Source organism: Pseudomonas sp. Irchel s3b5 (assembly GCF_900187435.1).
Lineage (GTDB): Bacteria > Pseudomonadota > Gammaproteobacteria > Pseudomonadales > Pseudomonadaceae > Aquipseudomonas.
Window position 1 is genome coordinate 111,261 of record NZ_FYDY01000006.1, and the last position, 12,715, is coordinate 123,975.

Genomic DNA, 12,715 nt, shown 5'->3' on the forward strand with positions numbered 1-12,715 from the left:
GCGTTCGCAAAATAAGCCAACTCATCAATTCTGTAGGAGCCGGCTTGCCGGCGATGGGCCATCAGCGTTTCAGAGGGCCTTGACCGCAGTCGGATTGATCATGCGCGCCAACCCGAGGTTCTTCAGCGCCAGTTGCAGCGAGCTGTGGATAACTTGCGGGTTGTCGATGGTCATCAGCTCGGCGAGTAATTCCTTGGCCTTGCTCAGGTTGATCTGACGCAGCATCCACTTCACCTTCGGCAGGTTAGTGGCGTTCATCGACAGACTGTCGAAGCCCATTGCCATCAACAGCACCGCCGCCGCTGGATCACCGGCCATCTCGCCGCAAATGCTCACAGGCTTGCCTTCGGCGTGGGCATCACGCACCACATTCTGCAACGCCTGAAGCACTGCCGGGTGCAGGTAGTCGTAAAGATCGGCCACCCGCGGGTTGTTGCGGTCTACGGCCAGCAAGTATTGGGTCAGGTCGTTGGAGCCGACCGAGAGGAAGTCCACCTGCCGTGCCAGTTCCTTGGTCTGGTACACCGCTGCCGGAATCTCGATCATCACGCCAATCGGCGGCATCGGCACATCGGTGCCTTCGTCACGCACTTCACCCCAGGCCCGGTGAATCAGGTGCAGGGCCTCTTCGAGTTCATGAGTGCCAGAGATCATCGGCAGCAGAATGCGCAGGTTGTTCAAGCCTTCGCTGGCCTTGAGCATGGCGCGGGTCTGCACCAGGAAAATTTCCGGGTGGTCGAGGGTGACGCGAATACCGCGCCAGCCGAGGAACGGGTTGTCTTCCTTGATCGGGAAGTACGACAGCGCCTTGTCACCGCCGATGTCCAGGCTGCGCATGGTCACCGGTTGCGGGTGAAACGCGGCGAGCTGCTCGCGGTAGATCGCCAGCTGTTCCTTTTCGCTCGGGAAGCGCTGGTTGATCATGAACGGCACTTCGGTGCGGTACAGGCCAACGCCTTCGGCACCACGCTTCTGCGCCCGCGCCACATCCGCCAGCAGGCCGGTGTTGACCCACAACGGCATGCGGTGGCCATCGACCGTGACACACGGCAGATCGCGCAGTGCATCGAGGCCCAGGGCCAGTTGTTTCTCTTCTTCCACCACCTCGGCAAACTGCTTGCGCAACACGTCGCTGGGGTTGGTGTAGACCTCGCCGCGGTGACCGTCGACGATCATGCCGATGCCGTCGACCTTGGAATACGGCAGGTCGACCAGGCCCATCACCGTCGGAATGCCCATGGCCCGGGCCAGGATCGCGACGTGGGAGTTGCCCGAGCCGAGTACCGACACCAGACCCACCAGTTTGTCTTCGGGCACCTCGCCGAGCATCGCCGGCGTCAGTTCCTCGCTGACCAGAATGGTGTTGTCGGGGTAGACCAGGGTTTGCTGGCGCTCTTCCTGCAGATAGGCGAGCAGACGGCGACCGAGGTCCTTCACGTCCGACGCACGCTCACGCAGGTAGGCGTCGTCCATCAATTCGAAACGGTTGACGTGATCGGTGACCACCTGGCGCAAGGCGCCCTGGGCCCATTGGCCGGTCTTGATCACGGTGGTGACTTCGCTGCCCAGTGCGGCATCGTCGAGCATCATCAGGTAGACGTCGAACAACGCTCGCTCTTCCGGGCGCAACTGCGTGGCGAGCTTGGCCGACAACGTGCGCATGTCGGCGCGAACGCCTTCGATGGCGGTCTTGAACAGCCCGAGCTCGGCGTCGATGTCGGTGATGGTCTTGTCGGGCACCACGTCCAGATCGGCCGGTGGCAGCATGACCACCGCCGTACCGACCGCCGCACCCGGCGAACCCGGAACGCCGACGAACTTGGCTTCCTGGATGCCCTTGCCCTGACGGCCCAGGCCACGGATCGAGCCGGTGGCTTCAGCGTGGGCGATAACCCCGGCGAGCTGCGCGCTCATGGTCACGAGGAAGGCTTCTTCACCTTCATCGAACTGGCGGCGTTCTTTTTGCTGGATGACCAACACGCCGACGACGCGGCGGTGGTGAATGATCGGTGCTCCGAGGAACGAAGCGTAGCGTTCTTCCCCGGTTTCGGCGAAGTAGCGGTAGCGCGGGTGATCCGCCGCGTTTTCGAGGTTCAGGGGTTCTTCACGCGTGCCGACCAGGCCAACCAGACCTTCATTGGGGGCCATGCTGACCTTGCCGATCGAGCGCTTGTTCAAGCCCTCGGTGGCCATCAGCACGAACCGGTTGGTCTCGGGATCAAGCAGGTAGACCGAGCAGACCTGGCTGCCCATGGCCTCTTTGACGCGCAACACAATAATCCCCAACGCCGCCTTGAGATCCTTGGCGGAGTTAACTTCCTGGACGATCTTGCGCAGCGTATTGAGCATGGCTCGGGGTCGAACTCCGTCGTCAGTCGCGCGCTAAAAGGCGCGGGGCAAGCTCTTTGAGAGCGCGTCGATACACCTCGCGCTTGAATGTCACCACCTGGCCCAACGGATACCAATAACTGACCCAGCGCCAGCCATCGAACTCCGGTTTACCGGTCAAATCCATCCGCACCCGCTGCTCGTTCGAGACCAGGCGCAGGAGAAACCATTTCTGTTTCTGGCCGATGCACAGCGGTTGGCTGTGGGTACGTACCAGACGTTGCGGCAAACGATAGCGCAACCAGCCCCGGGTGCAGGCGAGAATTTCAACATCTTCGCGCTCAAGGCCCACTTCTTCGTTCAACTCGCGGTACAAGGCGTCCTCCGGCGTCTCTTCAGGGTTGATTCCCCCCTGCGGAAACTGCCAGGCATCTTGATTGATACGGCGAGCCCATAGCACCTGGCCGGCGTCATTCGTCAGAATGATCCCGACATTGGGGCGAAAACCATCGGGGTCGATCACGGCAACAACCTCGCAAACGCATGTCGTCGCATTGTTCCACAAAGGTTGTGAAGGCGGCAACGAAGGTTCCTACCTTATGTGCACTCTTGTGAAAAGACCGTATTCTTGTCGCCTTTTTACAGACATATCAGCGGGTAACTGCAATGCGCCTGGCTTTATTCGATTTGGACAACACCCTCCTGGGCGGTGACAGTGATCACGCTTGGGGCGATTACCTGTGTGAGCGCGGCTTCCTTGATGCCCTCGCCTACAAAACTCGCAACGACGAGTTCTATCAGGACTACCTGGCCGGAAAGCTGGATAACGCCGCGTACCTGAATTTCTGCCTGGAGGTTCTGGGTCGTACCGAGATGGCCACGCTGGATCAGTGGCACAGCGACTACATGCGTGACTGCATCGAACCGATCATGTTGCCCAAGGCCCTCGAACTGCTGAAAAAGCACCGAGACGCCGGCGACGTACTGGTGATCATCACCGCGACCAACCGTTTTGTTACCGGGCCGATTGCCGTGCGCCTGGGCGTCGAAACCCTGATCGCAACCGAGTGCGAAATGCTCGATGGCCGCTACACCGGGCGCAGCACCGATGTGCCGTGCTTCCGCGAAGGCAAGGTGACCCGCCTGAATCGTTGGCTGGAAGAGACCGGACATTCACTCGAAGACAGCTACTTCTATAGCGACTCGATGAATGATTTGCCGTTGTTGGAGCAGGTGACGAATCCAGTGGCAGTGGATCCGGATCCGAATCTGCGGGCAGAGGCCGAGAAACGTGGTTGGCCGGTAATCACTCTGCGCGACTGAAGACGCCATCGCCGGCAAGCCGACTCCTACAAGGGCAGCACTCGCCCTGTAGGAGCTGGCTTGCCAGCGATAGCTTCAACTCGGTCTCAAACATTAAACCGGCTTGGCGCCCATCAATCCGGCAATGGCGATAAAGCAGACAAAACTGAACAACGCCAAGCCAAAGGTAAATTTACCCACGCCACCCGGCGCCTTGCGCAGTTTGTTCAGCCGCACCAGCAACCAGAACCACGCCAGCGCCGCCACGGTGTACAGCACACTCGAGGCCAGCAACCAGGTCTGCCCCAGCGGCCAGCCCACCAGGTGCACCATCCACCAGCCGGTAAACGGCATGCTCAACAACGCCAGCCCCATCAACAGCCAGATAAACACCCGTGGCCGCTGCAAGGTGCGGCTGCCGGCCGTCGCATCGCCATTATGCCGCGCACGCCAGACCCAGATCCCCAGACCCAGCGCAGACAACAGCAACACCACCGTCGCCACCATGTGCGCCATTTTCAGGGCCGTTAACGTTTCCATGGTTCGATTTCCTTATGCATTGCCATCGTCGTAGCCGTTAGCCCAGAAACAACTGGTAGGCCGGGTTATCGCTTTCATCCCAGTACGGGTAACCAATCTCTTCCAGCGCCGCCGGCACCAGGTGGCGCTCGTCGTGGGGCACTTGCAGGCCCGCAACGACACGACCATCCGCCGCGCCATGGTTGCGGTAATGGAACATCGAGATGTTCCATCGCCCGCCCAATTTGTTGAGGAAGTTGAACAGCGCGCCCGGACGCTCCGGGAACTCGAAACGCAGAATCACTTCATCGACCACGTGCGCCGCACGGCCGCCGACCATGTGCCGGATGTGCAACTTGGCCAGCTCGTTGTCGGTCAGGTCCAGCACCGGGAAACCCTGCTCGCTCAGGCTGGCGATCAACGTGCTGCGCGGGTCGTTGTCCGGGTGCGTCTGCACGCCGACAAAGATGTGCGCTTCGCTGCCGGTGTTGTAGCGGTAATTGAATTCGGTGATCTGGCGCTTGCCGATGGCCTCGCAGAACGCCTTGAAGCTGCCCGGTTTCTCGGGGATGGTCACGGCGATGATCGCTTCACGGCCTTCGCCCAACTCCGCACGCTCGGCGACATGGCGCAGGCGGTCGAAGTTGACGTTGGCGCCGGAATCGATCGCCACGAAGGTCTGCCCGGTGACCCCGCGCTGTTCGACATACTTCTTGATCCCGGCCACACCCAAGGCGCCGGCAGGTTCGGTGATCGAGCGGGTATCGTCGTAGATATCCTTGATAGCGGCACAGATTTCATCGGTGCTGACGGTGATCACTTCATCGACATAATCTTTGCAGATATCGAAGGTGTGCTGACCGATCTGAGCCACCGCCACGCCATCGGCGAAGAGGCCCACGGTCGGCAACACCACGCGCTCACCTGCCGCCATGGCCGCTTGCAGACAATTTGAATCATCCGGCTCGACACCGATGACCTTGATGTCTGGCCGCAGGTACTTCACGTACGCCGCAATACCGGCGATCAGGCCGCCACCGCCCACCGGGACGAAAATCGCATCCAATGGCTGTGGGTGCTGGCGCAGAATCTCCATCGCCACCGTGCCCTGCCCGGCAATGGTGTGGGGATCGTCATACGGGTGGATATAGACGTAGCCTTTTTCGTCGACCAGTTTCAGCGAGTAAGCCAGGGCTTCCGGGAACGAATCGCCGTGCAGCACCACTTTACCGCCACGGGAGCGCACGCCTTCGACCTTGATCTCGGGGGTGGTCTTGGGCATGACGATGGTCGCTTTCACGCCCAACACCTTGGCCGCCAGGGCCAGGCCTTGGGCATGGTTGCCCGCCGACGCGGTGACCACGCCGCGAGCGCGCTCTTCGTCGCTCAGCTGGGTCAATTTGTTGTAGGCGCCGCGAATCTTGAACGAGTACACCGGCTGCAAGTCTTCGCGCTTGAGCCAAATGCTGTTGCCCAGCCGCTCGGAGAGCTGGCGGGCAGTCTGCAATGGGGTTTCTACGGCAACGTCATAAACGCGCGAGGTGAGGATCTTTTTGACGTACTGTTCAAGCATCGGAAAGCATCACTGAGCGGGTTGGGCAGGACCACGGAGTCTAACCCGGCTTTTGGCCGCACGACCACATTAAACCGGTGGTTTTGGACACCATGAAACCATTGTGGCGAGGGAGCTTGCTCCCGCTCGGCTGCGAAGCAGTCGTAAATCCATATTGCACATTATGTCTGAAAGAATGCAGGGGACCGCTTTGCGCTCCAGCGGGAGCAAGCTCCCTCGCCACAAAAGCCATCCGGCACCAGAACTCCTGCTCTCTGCCAATCGGGCAATGACCTTCCCCGCCCCGAAGCCTATAATGCCGGCCTTTCGTTCCTTCTTCGACACCTCGGAGCCCGCATGACCCAGGATCAACTCAAACAGGCAGTGGCTCAGGCCGCCGTCGACTTCATCCTTCCGAAACTCGACGACAAGAGCATCGTCGGGGTCGGCACCGGCTCCACCGCCAACTGCTTCATCGACGCGCTGGCCAAGCACAAGGGCGCATTCGATGGCGCCGTCGCCAGTTCCGAAGCCACCGCCGCACGCCTCAAGGGCCACGGGATTCCGGTGTATGAGCTGAACACCGTCAGCGATCTGGAGTTCTACGTCGACGGCGCCGATGAAAGCGACGAACACCTGAACCTGATCAAGGGCGGCGGCGCGGCCCTGACCCGCGAGAAGATTGTCGCGGCCGTGGCCAAGACCTTTATCTGCATCGCCGATGGCAGCAAGCTGGTACCGGTGCTCGGCGCATTCCCGCTGCCGGTCGAAGTGATCCCGATGGCCCGCAGCCATGTGGCGCGTGAACTGGTGAAGCTGGGCGGCGACCCGGTCTACCGTGAAGGCGTACTGACCGACAACGGCAACATCATCCTCGATGTGTTCAACATGCAGATCACCAATCCGGTGGAGCTGGAAACGCAGATCAATGCCATCGTCGGCGTGGTCACCAACGGCTTGTTCGCGGCGCGTCCGGCGGACCTGTTGCTGCTGGGCACCCGCGAAGGCGTGAAAACCCTGCGCGCTGAATAAGCTCACACAATCCCCTGTAGGCGCTGGCTTGCCAGCGAAAGCGGTGTAATGGCCGACATCGATGTCGAATGTCTTGCACCCTTCGCTGGCAAGCCAGCTCCTGCAGGAACCGTGTCAGCCTCAAGGCTGGGTTGGTTTTTTGAAGACGTAAAACAGGTTCGGCTCGCTCACCAGGTACATCGTGCCCTCGTCATCCATGGCGATCCCTTCAGCCTGCGGCACGGTTTTCTTCAGGCCCTGCCGGCCCTTGCTCAGTGACATGGTACTCAGCGGCCGTCCACCCACATCCAGCTCCAGAATCAACCGCGACTCGTCCGACAGCGCCAGCAAATGCCCGCTGCGCTCGTCATATTGCAGACTCGACAGATCCCGTACAAACATCCCGGCATCGCGCTTGGGGTTGTTGATCACGTGCACCGCGTAGGATTTTTCCGGGTTGAAATGCGGAAACCCGTGCACCTCGTAAATCAGCATCGGATCGCGCTCCTTCGCGACGAACAGACGCTTGCCCACCGAATCATAGGCCAGCCCCTCAAACCCCTTGTTGCCGCTCATGTGCACGCCGAGGGTCATCTGTTCAGCGTCTGCCGCATCGAGGAACGTCGCGCCTGGCTCCAGGCGAATCTTGATCAGCCGCTGCTGGCGTTCGTCAGTGATGACATAGGTGTCGTCGCTGATGAACTCCACGGCTTCCGGATCACCGAAACCGATCAGTGAAAGACGGCGCAGGATCTTGCCGTCGAGGGATAACTCGATCAGCTCGGAGTTCTTGTTGGTCACGGTAAACAGGCTTCTGCGCACCGGATCGAAGGTCAACGCTGATACGTCGTCGTTCAAACCTTCAATCACTTGCCCTTCTACTGCCACCTGATATTGATCCAGGCCGATGGACTGGGTGCTCATGGGCTGCCAAAGGGTGTACAGGTTGAACCAGGCGCGTTCGAACAGGCGCATGTACTGCCCGATCACGATCAAGACGATCAGAGCGATCACTGACAAGATCAGAATCAGGGGCTTGGGACGGGCAAGTCGACGCATTCGGGAGGGCTCGGGTTCAGGACTGGCGAATGGAATAACACGCCTGTCTGAACTGAAGCTTAATGGCCACGGGCCAAGCCGCACAACCGAACGTAATTATTCCTACACAACATAAGCGTCATTTCTGCTTTTCGAAGCGGTAAAACAGGTTCGGTTCACTCACCATGTACAGCGTGCCGGCCTCGTCCATGGTCACACCTTCGGCGCGAGGGATGGTCTTTTTCAGGCCGTTGAAACCGCGCAGCAGGGTCATGAAGCTGACCTGTTCGCCCTTCTCGTCCAACTCCAGCAACAGGTGAGAGTCAGCGGACAGCACGAGGGTATGACCGGTGCGCGGGTCAATGGCCAAGGCCGAGAGGTTGCGGATGTCCAGCTCATCGCTGGCAAGCTTTTGCTTGTCACCGGTGAGCGTCTTGCCATCGCCTTTCCAGGTGAACAACGCCGGTGGACGCTCTTCACCCAGCAACAGCTGCTGGTTACGCGCATCCCAGGTGACACCTTCAAAAGCCTTGTTCTGGTCTTTCGAAGGCCCGAGGTCGTATTTAGGGAAATCGGCGAGGTTCAGTTCGCGGGTGTCGGCATCGACTTTGACGATGGTGATCTGGTGGTCACGCTCATCGACAATGGCCAGCAGGCCGTTGCCCAGCTCGGCGACACCTTCCGGGTTGCTCCAGCCCACCAGTGGCATTTTGCGTAGAACATCGCCCTGCAAGGTCAGCTCGACCAGGAAGGGGTTCTTGCCCATGACCGAAAACAGGGTTTTGGACTGAGGGTCGTAGGCCAGATCGGAGGCCTCGTCCTTTTCCATGCCAGGCAGCGGCTTGGCGTCGATCACAGCCTGGTAGTCCGGCAACCAGACACTATCCTGGCGCTCGGCCGGGCTTTCGAAACTTTCCTGCATCCAAAGCACGCCACGGTCGTCCCAATGCATGGCAAATGCGAGGCCATAAGCGATAGCGGTCACCAGCAAAAGCCAGGTGTACCAACGCAGGGCGAAGCGCGAGCGGCGGGCAGGTTTGAGCGTGGAGAGCGGTTGAGTGGCCATCGGGGAGTGCGTTCCAGAAATTCAGGCTATGGGTAATAGCACAATTGAACCCGGCCAGTCGGCCGCAAGCCCTGGAATTATCCAGACAGGATGTGAAAAAAACGGGAAATGGCGGGATAGCCCTTTGCGACGCAAGGATGACAACGGCCTTGTAGGCGCTGGCTGCCAGCGAAAGCGGCGCAACAGTCAACATGGATATTGAATGTTGCGGCCTCTTCGCTGGCAAGCCAGCTCCTACAGGGGTTGGTGCAGGTTAACGGACGCTGCTGGTAAAGCTGCTGGCGCCCGGCAGTTCCAGCACGATCTCGTCGCCGACGTTCAGCGGGCCAACACCCACTGGCGTGCCGGTCAGGATCACGTCACCGGCCTGCAGCGAGAAGCAGCCGGCCATGTGCTGGATCATCGGCACGATCGGGTTGAGCATCGCGCTGCTGTTGCCGTCCTGGCGCACTTCACCGTTGATGGTCAGGCGGATGCCGATATCGGTCAGGTCGGCAAAGGTGCTGCCGGACACGAACGGAGCAATTACGGCCGCGCCATCGAACGACTTGGCGATTTCCCAAGGCAAGCCTTTGGATTTCAGCTCGGCCTGTTTGTCGCGCAAGGTCAAGTCCAGGGCCGGTGCGAAACCGGAGATGGCATCGAGCACTTCCTCACGGCTCGGCTTGGTCGACAACGGCTTGCCGATCAACACCGCGATTTCCGCTTCGTAATGCACTGAGCCACGCTCGGTCGGAATGCTGAAACCACCCTCCAGCGCCACCACGCAACTGCCCGGCTTGATAAACAGCAGGGGTTCGGTCGGCACCGGGTTATCCAGTTCCTTGGCGTGTTCGGCGTAGTTACGGCCAATGCACACCACTTTCCCCAACGGGAAGTGAATACGCGTACCGTCGACATACTGGTGCTGATAGCTCATTACCGACTCCTGCTTCGTGCTCTTAAAGTTCGAAAATCAAACAGCGAAAATCTTGCCCGGGTTCATGATGCCATTCGGGTCGAACACCGCTTTGACGGCTTTCATGTACTCGATCTCAACCGGAGAACGGCTGTAGGTCAAATAGTCACGCTTGGTCATGCCCACGCCGTGTTCGGCGGAAATCGAACCGTTGTACTTCTCGACGGTTTCGAACACCCACTTGTTGACGGTGGCGCACTTGGCGAAGAACTCGTCCTTGCTCAGGTTATCTGGCTTGAGGATGTTCAAGTGCAGGTTGCCATCGCCGATGTGGCCGAACCAGACGATTTCGAAGTCCGGGTAGTGTTCGCCGACGATCGCGTCGATTTCCTTCAGGAATGCCGGGACTTTCGACACAGTGACCGAAATGTCGTTCTTGTACGGCGTCCAGTGGGAAATGGTTTCAGAGATGTATTCGCGCAACTTCCACAGGTTCTGCAGCTGGGTTTCGCTCTGGCTCATCACACCGTCCAGCACCCAGCCCTGCTCGACGCAGTGTTCGAAGGTTTCCAGGGCGTGGTTGGCCACTTCTTCGGTGGTTGCTTCGAATTCCAGCAGCGCATAGAACGGGCAGTCGGTTTCGAACGGCGCCGGTACATCGCCACGGCCCATGACCTTGGCCAGCGCTTTGTCGGAGAAGAATTCGAACGCGGTCAGGTCGAGCTTGCTCTGGAAGGCGTGCAGCACCGGCATGATCGAGTCGAAATCGGCGGTGCCGAGGACCATCGCGGTGAGGTTTTTCGGTGCACGGTCCAGGCGCATGGTCGCTTCGACCACGAAACCGAGGGTGCCTTCCGCGCCGATGAACAGCTGGCGCATGTCGTAGCCGGTGGCGTTCTTGATCAGGTCGCGGTTCAGTTCCAGCACGTCGCCCTTGCCGGTGACCACTTTCATGCCGGCGACCCAGTTACGGGTCATGCCGTAGCGAATGACCTTGATCCCGCCGGCATTGGTGCCGATATTGCCGCCAATCTGGCTGGAGCCCGACGAGGCGAAGTCCACCGGGTAATACAGGCCTTTTTCTTCGGCGACGTTCTGCAATTGCTTGGTGACCACGCCGGGCTGACAAACGGCAGTACGGTCGGTGAGGTTCACGTCGAGGATCTGGTTCATGTAGTCGAAGGACACAACCACTTCGCCATTGGCCGCGACCGCAGCGGCGGAAAGACCGGTTCGGCCGCCTGACGGCACCAGCGCCACCTTGTGTTTGTTGGCCCACAGGACAATGGCCTGGACCTGCTCGGTGGTCTTGGGGAACACGATGGCGGTCGGGGCCGGGGCGAAATGCTTGGTCCAATCCTTACCGTAAGCATTCAGGGAGTCGGCATCGGTCAGCACCTTGCCAGGCTCAACCAGGGTCTTCAGCTCATCAATCAGGGCAGGATTGGTCATCGACAGAACTCTCGAACAATTCATGGTCATCCTGAGAACGCTTCACGTCGCAGGAATGAGTGTTTAGCGGGGCGCCTATGCTAGCATATCGACCCCGCAGCATAGTGCCCAACGACTGTCCTGCGGCGACGGCTTTCTTGCCGTCGGGGTCAGCGTCTGTTGACCATTTCCTGCCATTTTTCTCCGGGATACAGGTTTACGCAGATGAGCAAGACTTCTCTCGATAAGAGCAAGATCAAGTTCCTTCTTCTCGAAGGCGTCCACCAATCGGCTGTCGACGTCCTCAAGGCGGCGGGCTACACCAGCATCGAGTACCTCACGGGTTCTCTGCCGGAAGCCCAGCTGAAGGAAAAGATCGCGGATGCCCACTTCATCGGCATTCGCTCGCGCACTCAACTGACCGAAGAGATCTTCGATCACGCGAAGAAACTGGTCGCTGTCGGCTGTTTCTGCATCGGCACCAACCAGGTTGACCTGAACGCCGCCCGCGAACGCGGTATCGCCGTGTTCAACGCGCCGTACTCCAACACGCGTTCCGTCGCGGAACTGGTACTGGCCGAAGCGATCCTGCTGCTGCGCGGCATCCCTGAGAAAAACGCTTCCTGCCACCGTGGTGGCTGGATCAAGAGCGCAGCCAACTCCTTCGAAATCCGCGGCAAGAAGCTGGGTATCGTCGGTTACGGCTCGATCGGCACTCAACTGTCGGTCCTGGCTGAAGGCCTGGGCATGCAGGTGTACTTCTACGACACCATCACCAAGCTGCCATTGGGTAACGCGACTCAGGTAGGCAACCTGCACGATCTGCTGGCGATGTCCGACATCGTTTCGCTGCACGTTCCGGAAACCGCCGCCACCCAGTGGATGATGGGCGAGAAGGAAATCCGCGCCATCAAGAAAGGCGGCATCCTGATCAACGCTGCTCGCGGCACCGTGGTTGAACTGGACCACCTGGCAGCGGCCATCAAGGACAAGCACCTGATCGGCGCGGCCATCGACGTGTTCCCGGTGGAGCCACGCTCCAACGACGAAGAGTTCGAAAGCCCGCTGCGCGGCCTGGACAACGTGATCCTGACCCCGCACATCGGCGGTTCCACCGCTGAAGCCCAGGCCAACATCGGTCTGGAAGTGGCGGAAAAACTGGTCAAGTACAGCGACAACGGTACGTCGGTATCGTCCGTGAACTTCCCGGAAGTGGCCCTGCCGGCTCACCCTGGCAAGCACCGTTTGCTGCACATCCACGAAAACATCCCGGGCGTGCTCAGCGAGATCAACAAGGTCTTCGCCGAAAACGGCATCAACATCTCCGGTCAGTTCCTGCAGACCAACGAGAAGGTTGGCTACGTAGTGATCGACGTCGACGCCGAGTACTCGGACCTGGCGCAAGAGAAGCTGCAGCACATCAACGGCACCATTCGTTGCCGTGTACTGTTCTAAGAACAGCCGCAGTTGAAAAAAAGGGAGCCCCTCGGGGCTCCCTTTTTCATTTCACTGTGAGAACGAGCCTGCTCGCGATGGACTCAAGAGGCGTTTCGCCAGTAAACACGCGTTA

At 59.7% G+C, this 12,715-nt stretch carries 11 protein-coding genes; 3 read left to right on the forward strand and 8 right to left on the reverse strand.

What is annotated here, in order from left to right; all coding sequences use genetic code 11:
• Positions 1-69: 69 nt before the first annotated feature.
• The gene (gene ptsP / locus CKW15_RS09160; RefSeq protein WP_095057350.1) at positions 70-2,349 is read right to left on the reverse strand and encodes a phosphoenolpyruvate--protein phosphotransferase; all 2,280 of its coding nucleotides are present in this window, start codon (positions 2,347-2,349) and stop codon (positions 70-72) included.
• A gap of 22 nt (positions 2,350-2,371) precedes the next feature.
• Positions 2,372-2,851, reverse strand: a complete 480-nt coding sequence (locus CKW15_RS09165) for an RNA pyrophosphohydrolase (RefSeq protein ID WP_053163553.1) — start codon at positions 2,849-2,851, stop codon at positions 2,372-2,374.
• Positions 2,852-2,994: 143 nt separating this feature from the next.
• On the opposite strand from CKW15_RS09165, the gene CKW15_RS09170 reads away from it, so the two are divergent.
• Positions 2,995-3,651: an HAD family phosphatase gene (locus CKW15_RS09170; RefSeq protein WP_095057349.1), complete on the forward strand. Its 657-nt coding sequence runs from the start codon at positions 2,995-2,997 to the stop codon at positions 3,649-3,651.
• Between the two features lie 93 nt (positions 3,652-3,744).
• On the opposite strand, the gene CKW15_RS09175 is transcribed toward CKW15_RS09170, so the two are convergent.
• Together CKW15_RS09175 and ilvA are read right to left on the reverse strand one after the other, a co-directional pair.
• On the reverse strand, positions 3,745-4,170 hold the full coding sequence (locus tag CKW15_RS09175; RefSeq protein WP_095057348.1) for a DUF2269 domain-containing protein: 426 nt from the start codon (positions 4,168-4,170) through the stop codon (positions 3,745-3,747).
• 37 nt (positions 4,171-4,207) lie between these two features.
• Positions 4,208-5,722: a threonine ammonia-lyase, biosynthetic gene (gene ilvA, locus CKW15_RS09180; protein ID WP_095057347.1), complete on the reverse strand. Its 1,515-nt coding sequence runs from the start codon at positions 5,720-5,722 to the stop codon at positions 4,208-4,210.
• A gap of 336 nt (positions 5,723-6,058) precedes the next feature.
• Between ilvA and rpiA the strand changes: the two genes are divergently transcribed.
• Positions 6,059-6,733, forward strand: coding sequence for a ribose-5-phosphate isomerase RpiA (gene rpiA, locus CKW15_RS09185; protein WP_095152074.1), 675 nt, complete (start codon positions 6,059-6,061; stop codon positions 6,731-6,733).
• 120 nt (positions 6,734-6,853) lie between these two features.
• Here rpiA and CKW15_RS09190 read toward each other — a convergent pair whose 3' ends face one another.
• The 4 genes from CKW15_RS09190 to CKW15_RS09205 form a co-directional block, all read right to left on the reverse strand.
• Entirely contained in the window at positions 6,854-7,771 is a 918-nt protein-coding gene (locus tag CKW15_RS09190; RefSeq protein WP_095057345.1) for an SdiA-regulated domain-containing protein, read from the reverse strand.
• A 118-nt stretch (positions 7,772-7,889) separates the two neighbouring features.
• On the reverse strand, positions 7,890-8,816 hold the full coding sequence (locus CKW15_RS09195; RefSeq protein ID WP_095057344.1) for an SdiA-regulated domain-containing protein: 927 nt from the start codon (positions 8,814-8,816) through the stop codon (positions 7,890-7,892).
• A 253-nt stretch (positions 8,817-9,069) separates the two neighbouring features.
• The gene (locus CKW15_RS09200; RefSeq protein ID WP_095057343.1) at positions 9,070-9,735 is read right to left on the reverse strand and encodes a fumarylacetoacetate hydrolase family protein; all 666 of its coding nucleotides are present in this window, start codon (positions 9,733-9,735) and stop codon (positions 9,070-9,072) included.
• A gap of 36 nt (positions 9,736-9,771) precedes the next feature.
• Positions 9,772-11,166, reverse strand: coding sequence for an FAD-binding oxidoreductase (locus CKW15_RS09205; protein ID WP_095057342.1), 1,395 nt, complete (start codon positions 11,164-11,166; stop codon positions 9,772-9,774).
• Between the two features lie 204 nt (positions 11,167-11,370).
• On the opposite strand from CKW15_RS09205, the gene serA reads away from it, so the two are divergent.
• A complete protein-coding gene (gene serA, locus CKW15_RS09215; RefSeq protein ID WP_095057340.1) occupies positions 11,371-12,600 on the forward strand; it encodes a phosphoglycerate dehydrogenase in 1,230 nt (409 codons plus the stop codon).
• The last annotated feature ends 115 nt before the right edge of the window (positions 12,601-12,715 follow it).

Excerpts from the sequence above, each read along its gene's own strand:
- ptsP (WP_095057350.1), bottom strand. The coding sequence starts at position 2,349 with ATGCTCAATACGCTGCGCAAGATCGTCCAGGAAGTTAACTCCGCCAAG.
- CKW15_RS09170 (WP_095057349.1), top strand. The coding sequence starts at position 2,995 with ATGCGCCTGGCTTTATTCGATTTGGACAACACCCTCCTGGGCGGTGAC.
- CKW15_RS09175 (WP_095057348.1), bottom strand. The coding sequence starts at position 4,170 with ATGGAAACGTTAACGGCCCTGAAAATGGCGCACATGGTGGCGACGGTG.
- ilvA (WP_095057347.1), bottom strand. The coding sequence starts at position 5,722 with ATGCTTGAACAGTACGTCAAAAAGATCCTCACCTCGCGCGTTTATGAC.
- rpiA (WP_095152074.1), top strand. The coding sequence starts at position 6,059 with ATGACCCAGGATCAACTCAAACAGGCAGTGGCTCAGGCCGCCGTCGAC.
- CKW15_RS09190 (WP_095057345.1), bottom strand. The coding sequence starts at position 7,771 with ATGCGTCGACTTGCCCGTCCCAAGCCCCTGATTCTGATCTTGTCAGTG.
- CKW15_RS09195 (WP_095057344.1), bottom strand. The coding sequence starts at position 8,816 with ATGGCCACTCAACCGCTCTCCACGCTCAAACCTGCCCGCCGCTCGCGC.
- CKW15_RS09200 (WP_095057343.1), bottom strand. The coding sequence starts at position 9,735 with ATGAGCTATCAGCACCAGTATGTCGACGGTACGCGTATTCACTTCCCG.
- CKW15_RS09205 (WP_095057342.1), bottom strand. The coding sequence starts at position 11,166 with ATGACCAATCCTGCCCTGATTGATGAGCTGAAGACCCTGGTTGAGCCT.
- serA (WP_095057340.1), top strand. The coding sequence starts at position 11,371 with ATGAGCAAGACTTCTCTCGATAAGAGCAAGATCAAGTTCCTTCTTCTC.